This window comes from Paenibacillus sp. JJ-223 (genome assembly GCF_927798175.1).
Classification (GTDB): Bacteria; Bacillota; Bacilli; order Paenibacillales; family Paenibacillaceae; genus Paenibacillus; species Paenibacillus hubeiensis.
Genome location: NZ_CAKMMP010000001.1, coordinates 204,297 through 221,201 on the forward strand (window position 1 = coordinate 204,297; position 16,905 = coordinate 221,201).

16 protein-coding genes are annotated in these 16,905 nt (G+C 51.0%); 15 read left to right on the forward strand and 1 reads right to left on the reverse strand.

The genetic code is table 11. The features are described from left to right. Positions 1 to 3: 3 nt before the first annotated feature. The 3 genes from L6H98_RS00820 to L6H98_RS00830 all read left to right on the forward strand — a co-directional run bounded on the left by L6H98_RS00820 (position 4) and on the right by L6H98_RS00830 (position 3,350). Complete coding sequence (locus tag L6H98_RS00820) at positions 4 to 873, forward strand: carbohydrate ABC transporter permease (RefSeq protein WP_236412191.1); 870 nt, start codon at positions 4 to 6, stop codon at positions 871 to 873. Positions 874 to 941: 68 nt separating this feature from the next. Continuing rightward, positions 942 to 2,573 carry an extracellular solute-binding protein gene (locus L6H98_RS00825; protein WP_236412192.1) on the forward strand — a complete coding sequence of 544 codons (1,632 nt, stop codon included), beginning with the start codon at positions 942 to 944 and terminating at the stop codon, positions 2,571 to 2,573. Positions 2,574 to 2,675: 102 nt separating this feature from the next. After that, the gene (locus tag L6H98_RS00830) at positions 2,676 to 3,350 is read left to right on the forward strand and encodes a GntR family transcriptional regulator (protein WP_236412193.1); all 675 of its coding nucleotides are present in this window, start codon (positions 2,676 to 2,678) and stop codon (positions 3,348 to 3,350) included. A gap of 103 nt (positions 3,351 to 3,453) precedes the next feature. On the opposite strand, the gene L6H98_RS00835 is transcribed toward L6H98_RS00830, so the two are convergent. Continuing rightward, on the reverse strand, positions 3,454 to 3,993 hold the full coding sequence (locus tag L6H98_RS00835; RefSeq protein ID WP_236412194.1) for a cupin domain-containing protein: 540 nt from the start codon (positions 3,991 to 3,993) through the stop codon (positions 3,454 to 3,456). Between the two features lie 178 nt (positions 3,994 to 4,171). On the opposite strand from L6H98_RS00835, the gene metH reads away from it, so the two are divergent. The 12 genes from metH to L6H98_RS00895 all read left to right on the forward strand — a co-directional run bounded on the left by metH (position 4,172) and on the right by L6H98_RS00895 (position 16,848). Continuing rightward, positions 4,172 to 7,612, forward strand: coding sequence for a methionine synthase (gene metH, locus L6H98_RS00840; RefSeq protein ID WP_236412195.1), 3,441 nt, complete (start codon positions 4,172 to 4,174; stop codon positions 7,610 to 7,612). 80 nt (positions 7,613 to 7,692) lie between these two features. Next, on the forward strand, positions 7,693 to 8,637 hold the full coding sequence (gene rnz / locus L6H98_RS00845; RefSeq protein WP_236412196.1) for a ribonuclease Z: 945 nt from the start codon (positions 7,693 to 7,695) through the stop codon (positions 8,635 to 8,637). Positions 8,638 to 8,777: 140 nt separating this feature from the next. Next, positions 8,778 to 8,918 carry a hypothetical protein gene (locus tag L6H98_RS00850; RefSeq protein WP_236412197.1) on the forward strand — a complete coding sequence of 47 codons (141 nt, stop codon included), beginning with the start codon at positions 8,778 to 8,780 and terminating at the stop codon, positions 8,916 to 8,918. A gap of 111 nt (positions 8,919 to 9,029) precedes the next feature. Continuing rightward, on the forward strand, positions 9,030 to 9,839 hold the full coding sequence (locus tag L6H98_RS00855) for a TIGR01457 family HAD-type hydrolase (RefSeq protein ID WP_236412199.1): 810 nt from the start codon (positions 9,030 to 9,032) through the stop codon (positions 9,837 to 9,839). A gap of 7 nt (positions 9,840 to 9,846) precedes the next feature. Continuing rightward, the gene (gene mutM, locus L6H98_RS00860; RefSeq protein WP_236412201.1) at positions 9,847 to 10,668 is read left to right on the forward strand and encodes a bifunctional DNA-formamidopyrimidine glycosylase/DNA-(apurinic or apyrimidinic site) lyase; all 822 of its coding nucleotides are present in this window, start codon (positions 9,847 to 9,849) and stop codon (positions 10,666 to 10,668) included. After that, complete coding sequence (locus tag L6H98_RS00865; protein ID WP_236412914.1) at positions 10,658 to 11,506, forward strand: deoxyribonuclease IV; 849 nt, start codon at positions 10,658 to 10,660, stop codon at positions 11,504 to 11,506. Before mutM ends, L6H98_RS00865 begins: the two co-directional genes overlap by 11 nt. Positions 11,507 to 11,528: 22 nt before the next feature. Next, positions 11,529 to 11,870: a cyclic-phosphate processing receiver domain-containing protein gene (locus L6H98_RS00870; RefSeq protein ID WP_236412202.1), complete on the forward strand. Its 342-nt coding sequence runs from the start codon at positions 11,529 to 11,531 to the stop codon at positions 11,868 to 11,870. Next, positions 11,867 to 12,184 carry a thioredoxin family protein gene (locus L6H98_RS00875; protein ID WP_236412203.1) on the forward strand — a complete coding sequence of 106 codons (318 nt, stop codon included), beginning with the start codon at positions 11,867 to 11,869 and terminating at the stop codon, positions 12,182 to 12,184. The genes L6H98_RS00870 and L6H98_RS00875 overlap by 4 nt, the downstream gene beginning before the upstream one ends. 2 nt (positions 12,185 to 12,186) lie before the next feature. Continuing rightward, on the forward strand, positions 12,187 to 12,960 hold the full coding sequence (locus L6H98_RS00880) for an ATP-binding cassette domain-containing protein (protein ID WP_236412916.1): 774 nt from the start codon (positions 12,187 to 12,189) through the stop codon (positions 12,958 to 12,960). A gap of 6 nt (positions 12,961 to 12,966) precedes the next feature. After that, on the forward strand, positions 12,967 to 14,022 hold the full coding sequence (locus L6H98_RS00885; protein ID WP_236412204.1) for an SAM-dependent methyltransferase: 1,056 nt from the start codon (positions 12,967 to 12,969) through the stop codon (positions 14,020 to 14,022). A 242-nt stretch (positions 14,023 to 14,264) separates the two neighbouring features. Further along, positions 14,265 to 15,734: a serine/threonine-protein kinase gene (locus tag L6H98_RS00890; RefSeq protein WP_236412205.1), complete on the forward strand. Its 1,470-nt coding sequence runs from the start codon at positions 14,265 to 14,267 to the stop codon at positions 15,732 to 15,734. 118 nt (positions 15,735 to 15,852) lie between these two features. Beyond that, on the forward strand, positions 15,853 to 16,848 hold the full coding sequence (locus L6H98_RS00895; protein ID WP_236412206.1) for an SAF domain-containing protein: 996 nt from the start codon (positions 15,853 to 15,855) through the stop codon (positions 16,846 to 16,848). The last annotated feature ends 57 nt before the right edge of the window (positions 16,849 to 16,905 follow it).

Below are 16,905 nucleotides of genomic sequence, written 5' to 3' on the forward strand. Positions count from 1 at the left end.
ATCATGTTTGAATCCAAATCATACAAAGTGTTCAAGGTATTCAATGTCATCTTTTTATTGTTCGTAGTGTTCATTACGCTTTACCCGTTTTTGAATGTCGTGGCGCAATCCTTCAGCAGTGAGTCGTATATTAACTCCGGCAAGGTGAGCATTATCCCAAGAGGATTCAATATCGACACCTATAAAACGATTTCCAAGGACAGCATGTTCTGGACCAACTATAAAAACACGGTGATATACACCATTGTGGGCACATTGATTTCCATGTTCATGACCACGATCTTCGCCTACGCGCTGTCCAAAAAGCGTCTGATGGGCCGCAAGTTCCTGACGATGTTCGCCGTGTTCACGATGTTTTTCAGCGGTGGTCTGATTCCGAACTATGTTTTGATCAATTCGCTGGGCTTCAACAACACCATGTGGGCACTGGTCGTGCCGGGCGCAATCAGCATTTATAACATGTTGATCATGAAGTCCTTCTTTGAAAATATGCCGGAAGAGCTGGAGGAAGCGGCAGCAATCGACGGCCTGAATACGTATGGCATCTTGATCCGCATCATTTTACCGTTAAGTAAAGCAGTTATGGCAACGATGGTACTGTTTTATGCCGTTAGCCATTGGAACTCTTGGTTCCCTGCATTTCTCTATCTGGACAAAAAGGAACTGTTTCCGGTCACGATTTATCTTCGCAACATGATCGCCGGAGCAACAGGGGGAGCTTCTGCGGGAGCATCCGCGGATAACCTTACTTCGATTGCGGCCAACATCAAATCAGTGACGATGGTTCTGACGATCCTGCCGATTTTGACGATTTATCCGTTTGTGCAGCGTTACTTTGTAACCGGTATCATGCTGGGGTCCGTGAAACAATAGGCTCCAGCCCGATATATAAGCTTGTTTACGCAAGGCCAACCTATACCACATGCAGGGGGACTAAAAGGATGAAACAGAAGCCACGCAAGCTTGTAGGCAAAATGGTTTTGGCAACTTTGATGAGCGTCGTGCTGGCAGCATGCAGCAGCGGTGCAGGAGGCGGCGAAGCCGATGTGAAAACGAAGGGCGCCATGGAAACGTATAATGTCGGGGATACCTTCAAGGCGACCGAGCCGTTCAACCTATCGATATTGTACAGCGATCAGCCGGCGTATCCGTATAAAAAGGATTGGCTGTTATTCCAAAAAATCACCGAAATGACCGGTGTAACGTTGGAACCTACCATCGTTCCGATGAGCGACTATCCCCAAAAAAGATCCCTCCTGATCAGTTCGGGGGATGCACCTCTGGTAATCCCTAAAACTTATCCGGGCGAAGAATCGGCATTTGTATCGTCGGGTGCGGTTCTGCCGGTCAGCGATTACATTGACCTGATGCCGAATTTCAAAGATAAAGTGGAAAAGTGGGGACTGGAGGATGAACTTGAAGGCCTTCGGCAGGAAGATGGGAAATACTACGTGCTTCCAGGTCTGCATGAAGAAGTATGGCCTGATTATACGCTTATCGTAAGAACGGACTTGTTTGAAAAAAATAATATTCCGATTCCGACCACTTGGGATGAATTGTACCAGGCAGCCAAAAAACTAAAAGAAATTTATCCGGACTCCACTCCGTTCTCGGATCGATTCAAATTCAACAGCACGCTGAACATCGCTGCCACCGGTTTTGGAACGAAAGCAGGTTGGGGATTCGGCAACGGACTGACGTACAAGAAAGATCAGGATGAATTCGTGTATACGGCGACGACGCCGGAGTACAAGGAAATGCTGGAGTATTTCAACAAACTGGTTACGGAAGGATTGCTCGACAAAGAAAGCTTTACGCAGGATGATGATCAGGCCACGCAGAAATTCGTTTCCGGCAAGTCCTTCATCATTAACGGTAACTCGCAAACGCTCGTGCTGCATCGCAATGACATGAACAAAACGCTCGGCGAAGGGAACTTCTCCATTGCCAAAATTACGGTTCCAGGCGGTCCAAAAGGACAGCTGATGTCCGGATCCAGACTTGAAAACGGTGTCATGATCTCGAGCAAGATCAAGGATAGCGACAATTTCAAAGCCATTATGCAGTTTATTGACTGGCTCTACTACAGCGACCAAGGTCAAGAATTCGCGAAATGGGGCGTTGAAGGCGAGACCTTTACCAAAGAAAACGGCGTTCGCAAGCTGGCAGACGACATCAACTACAACGGACTGAATCCAAAGGGAACCAAAGATCTGCGCATTGATTATGGTTTCTCTGGCGGGGTGTTCGCGTATGGTGGAACGACCGATTTGCTGCAATCCATGTTCAGCGAAGAAGAACTGAAATTCCAGCAGGACATGAAGGAGACCAAAGAAGTGGTTCCGGCAGAACCACCGATCCCGTATTCCGAAATTGACCGTGAACAGGTTACGCTGCTGAGCACGCCGCTCAAAGACTACACGGACCAAAACACGTTGAAGTTTATTCTGGGCGAACGCAAATTGTCTGAGTTTGATACCTTTGTACAGGAACTGGAAAGTCAAGGATTGTCCCAATACGTGAAGCTTGCCAACGACACTTACAAGAAGTATAAAGAGAGCAAACAACAGTAACCTAATGCCCAAAGCCCGGATTGCCGTTTCACTTGAGCATTTCAGTGGAGCGGCAATTTGTGCTAAGATGGATGAATACGGCTGAGAGGAAGAGGTTAAGGAATGTCACTTAATCAAAAAATTAGAGGATCGACCCGGGCATATTCATACAATCTGATTAAAGAGCGCATATTGCATCTTGAACTTGAGCCGGGCACGAAGATTTCCGAAAAGGAAATTGCGGATGAATTGCAGGTGAGCAGGACCCCTGTCCGGGAAGCGTTTATGAAACTCGCCGAAGAAGAACTGCTCGATATTATTCCGCAGAGCGGGACGGTCGTGTCGCTCATTAATTTGGAACACGTGGAAGAAGGGCGATTCATCAGGGAAAAGATCGAAATGGAAATCGTGGCTCTTGCTTGTGCTTCTCTTGAGGAAGAGTTCAGGTTCCGACTGGAGACCAACATTGCGATGCAGGAAGTATGCCTTGATAACAATAATGTTTATAGGCTGTATGAGCTCGATGAAGAATTCCACCAAATACTGTTTCAGGCGACAGGCAAAATGCGGACATGGAAGATGCTGCAGCAGTTGAACATTCCTTTTAATCGCTTGCGCCTGCTCCGTTTGTCCGAAGTTTCCAACCTGGACGTCATCGTTTCCCAGCACAAAGAGATCTATAGATTGATTACGGCACGGGAGACCGAGCTGGCCGTTAAGGCCATGGAAGAGCATCTTCGTTTGGTCATGATCGAACAAGAGCCGGTCAAAGCCAAATTCCCGCATTATTTTATATAAAACTCATAGTGGTGAATAATGCCTCAAGAGATGCAACGAACCCCTGTTCGATGGCGAACAGGGGTTTTGTTTAGCATATTACATATTCATGCTGTGAATCATCTTATTTGATAAAGGATGGATCCGGATAAGGGCTTGCAATCCAGCCGTCTTTTTCAATAAAGAGGCGTACAGCGATGATTTGTTTGTTTTCCATCAGCGTAAAGAAGTGCGGAATGTTTTCAGGCACGGAGATGACGTCTCCGGGCAGCAGTTCTACATTAAAGTAACCTTCTTCTTCCGTTCCTTTGATGACAAAAATCCCTTTACCGCCAACAATGGCGCGGATTTCGTCCTCGGAGTGCGTATGGATTTCTTCAAATTTGGCCAGCTTCGCTTCAATGTCGGGCGTATCTTCAGACAAGGTGATCACGTCCCAGATTTGATAGCCGCGGCGCGCAGCCAAATCTTTGATTTCGGCATCGTACGTCTCCAGAACCTGGTTTTTTTGCTCGTCGGTCAGGTTGAAGTTGGTTTGCAGTTCAGGGCTTAATTTGGAGGCATCCCATTTTTCATATAATACGTCATATTTGTTCAAGAAATTTCGAACGTTTTCTTCTCCGGTGATACGTTCGTTCGTTTTTCGGATCACGATTTCAGCCATTTTCTTCCCCTCTTTTCCACTAGGTTTGATAGACATTATATCGGAACGCTTCGATTTTGTCGATTCATTAATTCGTTCGGGTCGATGCCAAACCCGCCACACGGCTGATGAAAACGATCTTTCACAATAAGTTAGTTTCTGTTAAACTAAGATTTAACGTTTTGCGGGGGTGACCATATTGGATAAGCTTAGTCTACACGATGCATTAAAACAACGAATATTAATCCTCGACGGTGCAATGGGGACGATGATCCAGCAAGTTGAACTTACCGGCGCAGATTTTGGCGGCGAAGAGCTGGATGGATGCAATGAGATGCTCGTGTTAACACGCCCGGATCTCATTCAGCGGATTCACGAAGATTATTTGGAAGCCGGTGCCGATTTAATAGAAACCAACACGTTTGGTGCGACTTCGGTTGTACTGGCTGAATATGAAATACAGGATCGCGCGCGCGAAATCAATCTGGCTGCGGCCAAGATCGCGAAGGCTGCCGCCGACCGCTATTCTACGCCTGACCATCCGCGCTACGTCGTGGGTGCAATGGGCCCAACGACCAAAACGCTGTCGGTTACGGGCGGAGTGACCTTCCAGGAGCTGGTTGACAGTTATTTCGAACAGGCCGTCGCTTTAATCGAGGGCGGCGTTGATGCGTTACTGCTCGAAACTTCACAGGATACGCTCAACGTAAAAGCAGGGAGCATCGGCATTCAACAAGCCTTCGAACAGACGGGCGTCAAATTGCCGTTGATGATCTCGGGCACGATTGAGCCGATGGGTACCACTTTGGCAGGTCAAAACATCGAATCGTTCTATATCTCTCTGGAACACCTTAACCCGATTTCGGTGGGGTTAAACTGCGCGACAGGACCCGAGTTCATGCGTGACCATATTCGTTCGCTTTCGAGCATGGCCTCGGCCGCCGTCAGCTGTTATCCCAACGCGGGTTTGCCGGATGAGAATGGGAACTATCATGAATCGCCGGAATCGCTTGCCCAAAAGATCGGTGCCTTTGCCGAGCAAGGCTGGCTGAACATCGCGGGCGGATGCTGCGGCACGACGCCTGCACATATCCGGGCGATGCGCGATACCCTGGCAAAGTACCCCCCAAGAGAACTGAACGGAACACATCCGCCGGCGTTATCCGGCATTGATCCGGTATACATCGAGCAGGACAATCGCCCATATATGGTGGGAGAGCGGACCAACGTGCTCGGATCACGCAAATTCAAACGCCTTATTGTCGAAGGGAAGTATGAAGAGGCTTCGGAAATTGCGCGTGCACAGGTGAAGAACGGGGCGCATATTGTCGACATTTGCGTACAGGACCCTGACCGCGAGGAAAGCGAGGACATGATCAAGTTCCTTGAGCTCGTCGTCAAAAAGGTCAAGGTCCCCCTGATGATCGATACGACCGATGCAAAGGTCATCGATCTTGCATTGCAATATTCTCAAGGCAAAGCGATTATTAACTCCATTAACCTTGAGGATGGCGAAGAAAAATTCGAGCTCGTCACACCTTTGCTGCACAAGTACGGCGGAGCCGTCGTTGTAGGTACGATCGATGAGCGAGGCCAGGCGATCAGCAGAGAGGACAAGCTTGACGTGGCCAAGCGCTCCTATGATTTGCTCGTAAGAAAGTACGGCCTGCAGCCGGAAGACCTGATTTTTGATACGCTTGTTTTCCCTGTCGGTACGGGGGATGAGCAATATATCGGCTCGGCCAAGGAAACGATCGAAGGCATTCGTCTGATCAAAGAAGCCATGCCGGAATGTCACACAATTCTCGGAATCAGTAACATCTCGTTTGGTTTGCCGGAGGCAGGCCGCGAAGTGCTGAACTCCGTGTTTCTGTACGAGTGTACCAAGGCGGGACTTGATTATGCGATCGTAAATACGGAGAAGCTGGAGCGCTATGCCTCCATTCCGGAGGAAGAGCGCAGATTGTCCGAAGAGCTGCTCTATAACACGAACGACGAAACGCTGGCTGCATTCGTTGCCGCTTTCCGCAACAAAAAGGTAGAGAAAAAAGAGAAAATCTCGAACCTTTCGTTGGAAGAACGGCTTGCTTCTTATGTGGTCGAAGGCAGTAAGGAAGGACTTATTCCCGACCTCAATGAAGCGTTGACCAAATACTCCGCGCTGGAAGTCATTAACGGGCCGTTGATGGCGGGCATGGAGGAAGTGGGGCGGCTGTTCAACAACAATGAGCTGATTGTTGCCGAGGTGCTGCAGAGCGCCGAAGTCATGAAGGCATCCGTTGCCCATCTGGAGCAGTTCATGGAGAAAAACGAATCATCGGTCAAAGGGAAAATCATTCTCGCCACCGTTAAAGGTGACGTGCATGACATTGGAAAAAACCTCGTGGAAATCATTCTCTCCAACAATGGTTACCAGATCATCAATTTGGGTATAAAAGTACCACCTGAACGGATCATTGAGGCTTATCGCAAGGAAAAAGCGGATGCGATCGGTTTGTCCGGACTGCTCGTAAAATCAGCGCAGCAGATGATCGTAACCGCTCAGGATTTGCGCACGGCAGGCGTGGACGTTCCTATTATGGTCGGCGGGGCGGCACTGACTCGCAAATTCACCAAAACACGTATCCGTCCGGAGTACGACGGCATGGTCGTGTATGCCAAGGATGCCATGGACGGGCTGGATCTGGCGAACAAGCTGATGAATCCGGAAACCCGCGCGCAGATGCAGCTGGAGATGGACGCGGAAAAAGAGGCTGATGCAGCCAACGCGGACAACGTGAAGTCGATGCCAGAGCTTACTCGCGTGGAACGGTCCGACATCGCGATCGATAACCCGGTGCTTGTACCGCCTGATTTGGAACGGCACGTGCTGCGGAATTACCCTATTTCGCACATCCTGCCTTACGTCAACATGCAGATGCTGCTCGGACATCATTTGGGGCTTCGTGGTTCGGTAGAGCAATTGCTCGCTGCGGGTGATCCCAAAGCAACTGATCTTAAAGCGGTCGTGGATGGCATCATGAACGACGCGATTCGCGACGGCATTATTCAGGCCCATGCGATGTATCAATTTTTCCCGGCACAATCGAGCGGAAACAGCATTATCGTGTATGATCCGAAGGATACAAGCCAAATATTGCATACTTTTACGTTCCCGCGGCAAAAGGTCGATCCGTTCCTGTGCTTGTCCGACTTCCTCAAGCCGGTAGAGTCCGGTATTATGGATTACGTCGGATTCCTTGTGGTCACAGCTGGACACGGTGTGCGTGAGCTCTCCACCACCTGGAAAGAACAAGGGGACTACCTTCGTTCACATGCGCTGCAGTCGGTAGCGCTGGAAGTAGCGGAGGGACTCGCAGAACGCGTGCATCATATGATGAGGGATATATGGGGCTTCCCGGATCCTCAAGAAATGACGATGAAGCAGCGCCACGGGGCGCGCTATCAGGGCATTCGGGTGTCTTTCGGATATCCTGCTTGTCCGGACCTGGAAGATCAGGAGCCGTTGTTCAAACTGATGCGTCCCGAAGATATCGGCGTACAGCTGACGGAAGGCTTCATGATGGAGCCCGAAGCTTCCGTTTCGGCGATGGTATTCAGCCACCCGCAAGCGAAGTATTTTAACGTGGATAAAGCATAACAATAAAGAGCAATGGTCATGCAAAGACCTCCGCATCGTCGGAGGCTTTTTGCTGGCAACAGAAAGAGGTGCAATCCGGAGTGGAACTATATTTCCTGGGAACTAACGCTGGTGTACCTTCGCTGCAGCGCAATGTAACCTCTATTGGGCTTCGTTTGCTCGATGAACGCAAGGCATTGTGGTTGTTTGACTGCGGGGAAGGAACGCAGCATCAGATTTTGAGCTCTCCGCTCAAACTGAGCAAACTGGAGAAAATATTCATCACCCATCTGCATGGCGATCATGTATTCGGGTTGCCGGGCCTGCTTTCCAGCAGGGCATATCAAGGGGGCACGACGCCGCTTACCGTATATGGTCCTCCAGGGACGGAACGCATGATTGCGACAACGCTGGAGCTAAGCCAGTCCCGACTGAATTATGAGCTTCTTATCGTTGAACATACGGGTGGAATTATTTTCGAAGACGAGAGTTTTGTAGTGGAAGCCGGCCTTTTGGAGCACCGCATCGACAGTTACGGCTACCGGGTGACCGAGAAGGATCGTCCAGGCAGTCTTGACCCGTCGAAAATGGCGGAGTACGGTTTGAAACCAGGGCCTTTGTTCGGACGATTGAAGCGAGGCGAATCCATTACGCTGGATGACGGTCGGACGATTGCTCCGCAAGACGTGCTCGGCACGCCAAAGCCCGGCAAGATTGTAACGATCCTGGGAGATACACGCCCGTGCGAAGGGGTACTGCCGCTTGCGCAGCATGCGGATGTGCTTGTTCATGAAGCGACGTTTACCCATGAGCTGGCGGATACGGCGCACGAGTATTACCATAGCACGGCTAGGCAAGCGGCCGAAGCGGCAATGGCGGCGAATGCGGGGCAGCTCATTTTGACGCACTTCAGCTCGCGTTATAAGGATGAGGAGCAGCTGCAGCCCCTGCTGCAGGAGGCTCAGGAAATATTTCCGAATACCCGTCTTGCCGTGGAACACCAGCTTATGCCGATTGCTCATTCGGGTCCAGCCCCAAAAGGTTGAATACGAATGGATGGTTGGGCATCTGCAGACGGGCGTTGATTAGGAAAGCCTATTATGGCTCGGGACTGGGGAAGCATTTCCCGCAGTCCCTTTTGCAATCTGTTGGTAAACGGTGTAGGATGGGCATTGAGCATGAGGAAATGAACCGAATTATTTTCCGGGAAAGCGCAGGAAATGACAAGCTTGTACAGAAGGCGCGCGAAGGCGGACGTCTATCTTCGATCAAGTTCGACGTGTTGCGTGCTGCGAAGCGGGCGTTTCCTTTTTGTCTCTATACATAGTATCGCCGGACAGTATTGTTTGGAAGCCAACCATTTGTGGAACTGTTCTGCAATTTGGGCTTTCAGCAATGCTTTCCTATGGTTCATGCCATGAAGAAAGGAAGTGTCTGAGTGATTAAAGCTTTTTTGATTGACTTGGATGGTACGCTTTATCACGGAAAACATCGAATCGAGGGAGCAGATCGGTTAATTCATTTTTTGAATGAGCAAAAGATGCCTTATTTGTTTGTCACAAACAACTCGTCGCGTACGCCTCAAGGCGTGGCGGATCATTTGAGAGGGATGGGCATACCGGCTGAAGCTGAACAAGTGTGTACTTCGGCGGTTGCCGCGGCAGAATACGTAGCAGGAATTGCGCCTGGCGCGCGAGTCGCTTGCATCGGAGAAGAAGGGCTGCTTCAGGCGATTCAGGATGCTGGATTGACTTTAACGGATCACGATCCTGATTACCTGATCCAGGGGATTGACCGTGATTTCAATTACGCCAAATTGACGCAGGCGCTTCGGTGGATCAATGCAGGTGCGGAATTCATATTGACGAACCCTGATCTGCAGCTTCCTTCGGACGACGGGCTTACGCCGGGGGCGGGAACGCTTGGCGCGGCCATTGAAGCGGCGACCGACGTCCGGCCTACCGTTATTGGCAAACCGTCCAGCATCATCATGAAGTCGGCCATCCAACGTTTGAACCTGAATCCGGAAGAAGTCGCGGTCATCGGGGACAATATGCGTACCGACATTGGTGCAGGCGCCGCAGCTGGCTGTGAAACGTTGTTGGTGTTGACAGGAGTGACGACACGCGACAACATGGATAGCCACATCAATGCTGCAAAGGTACGTCCAGACCATGTGTTTGAAGATTTGAACAATCTGATCGAGTGGCTGTCTGAGCAAGTCGGCCATCCAACGACGAAGGAGTAGATGTACGATGCCGGAATTGCCGGAAATGGAAAACTACCGGACGCTATTGTCCGATCACATACTGGATAAACCGATTACGAACGTAGCGGTTAACCGCGAAAAATCCATTAACAAAACGCCGGATGAGTTTGCACAGCAGCTGGTGGGCAATCGCATCATTTTTGTGGAGCGTAGGGCGAAGCATCTTATTTTCCACCTTTCCAACGGAAAGCGCCTCGTACTGCACTTGATGCTGGGCGGATTGCTTTATTGGGGAACCGAGGATGATCGACCAGACCGCACGACCCAAGTTGAGCTTCATTTCGGTGAACAAATTTTATTCTTTATCGGTCTGCGGTTGGGTTATTTGCATCTGTTGACTTCGAAGGAAACCGAAGAAGCGATGTCTGAGTTAGGACCCGAGCCGCTGGACCGCCGCATGAACGCAGAACGGTTTGCCGCGCTGCTCAAGGGGCGCCGGGGCACGCTCAAAACAACGCTGGTCAATCAACATATCATTGCGGGCATCGGCAACTGTTATTCGGATGAAATTGCGTTTGCTGCGGGCTTAAGACCCGGGTCCAAAACCCAAAATATTGCCGCTTCTCCGGAACTGAGCGAACGTCTATATCATGCCATGCAATCGGTATTGCGCGAGGCAGCCAGCGAAGGCGGATATATTGAAATGCCGCTGATGCAAGGCGACTTGAAGACAGGAAATTTTGATGACCAATGCAGGGTGTACGATCGCGAAGGCGAAGCGTGCCCGCGTTGTGGGGGAACGATCGAACGTGTGGAAATCACGGGCAAGAAGGCATTTTTCTGTCCGGATTGCCAGCATGACGCCTAACAGCGGCATCGGCGCGCACGTCAGCACCAAAGGCGGATTTGTCCAGGCGGCCAAGCGGGCTCATGCACAGGGGGCAACGGCATTTCAGTACTTTCCGAAAAACCCCCGCAGTCTCTCGCTTAAGGCTCTGGATGCCATAGATGCCCGGCAATGCCGGGACTATTGCATGGAGTACGGATTGGCGTCCATCGCCCACTCGCCGTATCCTACTAATCCTGCTTTGGGCATGTCCCGTGGAGAGGCGGGATATCATGCGGTGATCGCTTCGATTCGCAATGACCTGGAGATCGCAGATGCTTGCGGCTCCGTGGGCACGGTGGTTCATTTTGGCCATATGAAAAGCGACGACCCTTTGGTGGGTTATCAGCATATTATACAGACCCTTGACATGGTTCTGGAGCAATGGGACGGGAAGGCAAAGGTGCTGCTCGAAAATCAAGCAGGCGATCATGGACCTATGGGAACAACGATGGAAGAGATGGTGCAGATTCGCAAACTATGCAGCCACCCTGAACATATTGCTTTTTGCTTTGATACCTGCCATGCTTTTGCTTCAGGCATGTGGTCTGAGGGGGAAGAGCAGGCCATGTTAGAAAAGGGAAGAAAGCTTGGCTATTGGGATGCCTTGGCCGCCGTACATTTCAACGATTCGAAATATGCATCCGGCTCATGCAAAGACAGACATGCCCGAATTGGCGCCGGTCGCATCGGAAGTGATGGAATGAAGGCGCTGCTGGCGTCTCCCGAGTTCGGAAAAGCCGTCGTTGTCATGGAAACGGAGACGGGCAAAGACGGAACGCACCGCGAAGACATCGCGTTAATGCGTTCCTGGCAATAAAAGCGGGGAGAGGAGAGATACCATGCATGTATTTTTGGATGACTACCGGGCATGTCCGAAAGGCTTTGTGCTCGCAAAAAACGCGGAGGAATGCCTGATGCTGCTCAGGGAATGCGAAGTAGATATATTGTCGCTCGATTATGAGCTGGGTCCCGATTCCCCGAACGGTGGCGATGTCGCTGCAGCGATCGTAAGAGAAGGCCTCTATCCGCGCGAGATTTATTTGCATACCTCGAGCATGTTTGGCAAACGTCAAATGTATGAAATCCTTTACTCAAACAAGCCGGCAGAAGTCATTATGCACAACGGACCAATGACAGGTGAGGTTATGCTTCGCATTGCCGCGGGAGCGGGTTCCCGATGAAGCCGATCACGCAAAAAATGCTTTTGCGCAACGTATGGGAAGGCTTGCCACAAGCAGTCTTCATCCATACTCCGCTATGCGGCACATGTGCCGCTGCCCGGCGCATGCTGGAGGTTGCCGAGCATTTGCTGCCGGAGGATGTGTTGGTCGAGATGAATATCAACGATATTCCCGAGTTGGTGCAGAAGTATCAAATATCCAGCGTGCCGGCACTTATGCTGTTTGACGGTGAGCAAGAAAGGCCAACAATGGTTTATCGAATGAATTCAACCCAACATCTTCTCGGCGAAATTCGAAAGGTGGTGCTGGGATGAGTATCATTCAGATGCAAGACGTTTCCCTCCGGAGAGAGGAACGTCAAATTTTGGACCATGTGCAGCTGCACGTTCAGGAAGGCGAGCATTGGGTGATCCTGGGACGCAACGGTTCCGGGAAAACAACGCTGCTGGAGCTGATGACGGGGTACATGTTCCCAAGCCAGGGACGTATCGACGTATTGGGCAACCGGTACGGGCAATGCGATGTGCGGGAAGTGCGCAAGCAGATCGGCTACATCAGCCAGACGCTGATCGAAAAGCTGACTTTGCGAGATCCTGTCTGGGAAGTTGTGGCTACCGGGGCCTACGCATTTCTGCGTTTTTATCAGGCGATTCCGGACGAGGTTCAAAACAAAGCGCGGCAGCTGTTAGAAGAAATGGACTTTGGCAAACTCGCCGATCAACCGCTCGGTACATTGTCCCAGGGGGAACGGAAAAAGGTGATGCTGGCGCGTTCGCTCATGGCCGATCCCAAACTGCTCATCATGGACGAGCCCTGTGCGGGGCTTGATCTGTATGAACGCGAAAAAATGCTGGCCGAAATCGACCGGCTGCGCCAGCGGGACATGACCGTTATTTATGTCACGCATCATATTGAGGAAATCATGCCTTTATTTACGCATGTCGCTCTTGTTCGCGATGGCCGCATTGCCGCGGCAGGTCCGAAACATGATGTTTTGACGCAAGAAACCATTAAGCTTACGTACGACATTCCGGTCGACATCCAATGGGTGGAAGGACGGCCTTGGATTCGCGTACGTTCTGGAGGGTAACACATTTTGAGTACACAGTCACAATCACCTTGGGAGGAAGGTAACTTCTCCCGTTTTATTTGCACGGCCAATCATGGCTTTGCGCCCTACGCGCAGGAAGAATTGCGCCGAACGTTCGGAGCGGTCAAGAGCACGGTGCTCGTGCCCGGCGAGGTGTTGCTTGCAGGCTTGCCTGTTGCGGAAGAACAAGTTGCCAGTATGCTGCAGACGGAGGATCCGACGTTTCTGCGTCATATTCAACCGGTGCAATTTCAGGAAAACGCAGCCGATTCCGAACAAGCGCTGGAACGCTTGCTTGCTTTTATAACGAATCATCAAGAGCTGGGCGGTTCACGCGTGGCGTTGCAGGCGCGCAAAACCGAAGGTGCGTTCTGGCATGAAAACGCTGCGTCGCTGAAGCAATACCTCACCGACAAATTGGAGGATCTGGGCTGCGAGTGGGTTGTTCGCGAAGCAGATTACATCGTATCCGTTTTCGCTGCTGAGGAAACCTTGTACGCGGGAATTTCGAAACCGGAACAAAATTTGTCGGACTGGAATGGAGGAGCCATCCGTTTTCAGAAGGAAGAGGGGCAGATTTCGCGGGCCAAATTCAAACTGCTGGAAGCGGAGCAGACCTTTGGCATCGACTTCAGATCTTTTCGCAAAGCGCTGGACATCGGAGCCGCGCCAGGAGGTTGGACATCGTTTCTGTTGGAACGCGGCCTTGAGGTTACCGCTGTGGATCCGGCCAAGATGGATGCGGGTCTGCTGCAATCGCCCAAGCTTACGTTTTTGAGAAAAAATGCGGGTGACGTGAAGTTTAAGGAAGGCGAATTCGATCTGCTGGTATGTGATATGAGCTGGAGTCCCAAGCTGATGAGCAGGCTTGTTTCCGATCTGATGTACAGCCTTCAGTCCGGGGGAACCGCGATCGTTACGGTCAAGCTGCTTCACAAAAAGCCGCTGGCCCTGATCAAGGAAGTCATCGACACCTTTGAACGCTCCCGTTTGCAAATTCAACGCTCGAAGCAGTTGTTCCATAATCGAGAAGAGATTACGCTTTACATGATTAAATATTAACAGATACGCTGCTGAGGAAGATTGTTTTACCAGCGAGGATGGAAAAATTGGGCGTACTGTGTATGACATGATCTGAAATGGTTTTTGTACTTTACAACCAACACCGGCATGTACTATAATGATACCAATATTAACCATGACGTTTAAAGGGAAAGCATCCCAGAGTCAGAGCTACCGATGTTTCGGTAGTGCGGCTTTGGAGTGCTTTCCCTTTTTGTCGTGCGAGAAAGGAGGGATTGACAGTGAAACATTCGGCCGGATTGGTGCCAGGAAGACTGCTTGGCGACAGATACCGCATCGTTTCGGTTCTAGGCACAGGCGGCATGAGCCGTGTGTACGAAGCCGAGGATTTGAAGCTTCCCGGCAAAACGTGGGCCGTTAAGGAAAGCGTGATGAGCTTGCCCTATGAGAGCACCATGGACACGGAGGCGGCCCTGCTCATTTCGCTTCGACATCCAAGGCTTCCGCAGATTGTCGATTTCTTTGCCCCGGATGAACAAGGGTATGCTTACCTGGTTATGGAGCGAATCGAAGGCATGACGCTGGCCGATTATTTCAGACAATGCGGCGGTAAAATCCCGATGGAGCAGGTAACGGAATTTGTGCTTCAGTTGCTTGATGTATTGGAATACTTGCATCACCTCGACCCGCCCATTATTTACCGGGATATGAAGCCGTCCAACATCATGATCACGCCGGAGCATGAAGTGAGATTGATTGATTTCGGCATTGCCCGGAGTTATAAGACGCTTCAAAATCAGGATACGATCAAGCTGGGAACTGCCGGATTTGCCGCGCCGGAACAATACGGATCGGGACAAACGGATGCCCGTTCAGACCTATACGGACTTGGCGCACTGATGCTGTATCTCTTGACATGCGGTGCTTATACGGAGTGGATTCATGGGGTAGAGGCTTCTGTACGAGGCGACGTTCCACGCATGTACATCCCTGTTGTGCGAAGGTTGCTGCGCCAGGAACCCCAGGAACGTTTTCAATCGGCTGGCGAAGTGCGCACGGAAATTTTGCGAAGACCCGGAAGTGTTCCGCTTTCAGGAAATGCATCGGTAACGATGAATGGTGGTACCCGTGTCATCGCATTGATGGGAACGGCGGCCGGTGTAGGCGTAACGCATACATCCATAGCGATAAGCCATTATTTGGAGCGGAACAACGGCAAGGTAGCCATTATTGAAATGTCTCCGCGTTCGCAGTCGTTTAGCCGTATCCAGCAAATCGCCCATGGCGGCAAGCCGCCTGCTGCAGGCCGGAATTTTGTGGTCAACGGTGTCCACTACTGGAAGCAATCCGGAAGGGCAGATATTTTGTCTTTGCTTGGGGGCAGCTACCAGTTTATCGTCATGGATTTGGGCAGTGGTCAGGATCAGCAGCGGCTGGAGGAATTTCTAAGAGCCGACCTGCCCATCGTTGTAGGTTCAGGCGCGGAGTGGAGGCAAGCCGAGATTGGAGCTTTGATTCGCTCGCATCATCGTTTCCCGCGGGACAAGTGGACCTATTGCCTGCCATTGGCCGCTTCGGATGCAGTGCAGCGAATTCGCAAATCACTGGATACGGAACGCGTATACAGCCTTCCGCTGCAAACAGATCCCTTTGACAAGGATCCACACATGGATAAGGTGCTTGGGCAATTATTGCATCATCTGACAGGGCATACGCCGGCTAAGCGTTCGTGGTTTACCAGAAAGAAATGAGCCGTGTATATGATGGTAAGGCTTACAGGATGAAGTGTGGTGAAGCAAGCTGAGATCATCAAGAAATGACGATCAATTCCAAAGCAGAACATGCAATTAAGGGAAAGGAGAGCCTTTTTTGTCCAAATTACGAAAGCAAAGCCGACAACGGATTTATGCTGGCCTGATTGGTGCGGGTGCAGCAGGCCTGCTGTTTGGGGGATACGTGATTTACAGCCTCATTACGCTAAACGACACCAAAGCGGAGATCGAAGCGAAGTTTACAGCAGCCTTCGAGCAAAAAGAAGCCGAGCTTCTCCAGCAATGGGAGTCGGGGGCGCAGGCATGGGTGACCGTGCGGGATATCGAAGCGGGGGAGCCGATTCTCGCGGAAGACATTAAGCTTTTTGCCGTCCCCGACGCACAGGCACCGCGCAATTTGTGGTCCAGCAGCAAACAACCCGAAGATCAGCGAGCCAAGATCGAGCTTAAAAAAGGAACAGCCATTACGACGGAAATGGTTTACGAAGATACGCCTGCTCCTCCGGATTTAAGGAACCGGGAGCTTCAAGTTGTTCTGCTGCCTTCGTCGTTGGCCCAGGGTGATATCATTGATGTTCGGATCCAGTTTCCGACAGGCCAGGACTACATTCTATTGTCGAAAAAGAAGGTGGAGCGCCTCAATGCCTCTACATTATGGATTACGATGACGGAAGAAGAGATCTTGTCGCTATCCAGTGCGATCGTGGATGCCTACTTACATAAAGCTTCAATCTACGCCCTTACCTATGTGGAACCCCAGTTTCAAACTGCGGCCATACCGACGTATCCAGCGAATCAGGAGGTGTTGAAATTGCTGGAGAGCGATCCGAATATCGTCAGGCGGGCCGAGCAGGAACTAGTGCGCCAAGTGCGCAGCTCATTGGAAAGCTCGCTTGCAATCTCTGCTGCCGCGCCTTCGCGGAGCGTTGAACAGGATGTGGCGCAATCCTCTGTTTCGTACAATAACCGTCCAGTCGCTGGCGAACGAACGGATCAGTCCGCGAACGTTGATCCAGGCAGCGTGTTTGACCAACCGGCGGACAGCGGCAGTGCTGAGGAACAACAACAAAGGGTGCTGACTGGCGGGCAATGAGACACAGAAAAACAAGCGATTTATTCTATTAATGATTCTTATAACAACGCGATTGTT

Coding starts and splice junctions, on each gene's coding strand:
- L6H98_RS00820 (WP_236412191.1), top strand. CDS start 4: ATGTTTGAATCCAAATCATACAAAGTGTTCAAGGTATTCAATGTCATC.
- L6H98_RS00825 (WP_236412192.1), top strand. CDS start 942: ATGAAACAGAAGCCACGCAAGCTTGTAGGCAAAATGGTTTTGGCAACT.
- L6H98_RS00830 (WP_236412193.1), top strand. CDS start 2,676: ATGTCACTTAATCAAAAAATTAGAGGATCGACCCGGGCATATTCATAC.
- L6H98_RS00835 (WP_236412194.1), bottom strand. CDS start 3,993: ATGGCTGAAATCGTGATCCGAAAAACGAACGAACGTATCACCGGAGAA.
- L6H98_RS00850 (WP_236412197.1), top strand. CDS start 8,778: ATGAACCGAATTATTTTCCGGGAAAGCGCAGGAAATGACAAGCTTGTA.
- mutM (WP_236412201.1), top strand. CDS start 9,847: ATGCCGGAATTGCCGGAAATGGAAAACTACCGGACGCTATTGTCCGAT.
- L6H98_RS00865 (WP_236412914.1), top strand. CDS start 10,658: ATGACGCCTAACAGCGGCATCGGCGCGCACGTCAGCACCAAAGGCGGA.
- L6H98_RS00870 (WP_236412202.1), top strand. CDS start 11,529: ATGCATGTATTTTTGGATGACTACCGGGCATGTCCGAAAGGCTTTGTG.
- L6H98_RS00875 (WP_236412203.1), top strand. CDS start 11,867: ATGAAGCCGATCACGCAAAAAATGCTTTTGCGCAACGTATGGGAAGGC.